The sequence below is a fragment of the Myxococcus sp. AB025B genome, assembly GCF_006518215.1.
Lineage (GTDB): Bacteria > Myxococcota > Myxococcia > Myxococcales > Myxococcaceae > Myxococcus > Myxococcus fulvus.
Window position 1 is genome coordinate 1 of sequence record NZ_SRLW01000746.1, and the last position, 403, is coordinate 403.

1 protein-coding gene is annotated in these 403 nt (G+C 66.5%); it reads left to right on the forward strand.

The window, feature by feature from the left end:
• On the forward strand, positions 1-229 hold a 229-nt coding region (locus FL311_RS43775; RefSeq protein WP_194869662.1), incomplete at its 5' end, for a VOC family protein.
• Between the last annotated feature and the right edge of the window lie 174 nt (positions 230-403).

Consider the following 403-nt stretch of genomic DNA (forward strand, 5'->3'; position numbering starts at 1 on the left):
CTATCAGGGCGGCCGCAATTTCGGACATCTGGCCTATAAGGTCGATGACATCTATGCCGCCTGTCAGCGGCTGATGCACGGGGGCGTGGTGATCAACCGACCGCCGCGCGACGGCAATATGGCCTTCGTCCGCTCACCGGACGGTATTTCGATCGAACTGCTTCAGGACGGTCCGCCCCTGACGCCGGCCGAGCCCTGGGCGTCCATGCCCAATACGGGGAGCTGGTGATGGGCGGATTTCGCGCGACGTCGGCGCGCCTCGTCGCCGCCCTTTCGATGACAGCCCTTCTGGCCTCGGCCTGCGCCTCAACCACGGAATCCAACATCGCCCGCACGGCGACCGAAAACCTGCTGCTGGGCCGGGCCGCAGACAAGGCGGTGGAGGGCCTGTCCCTGCCGCTTC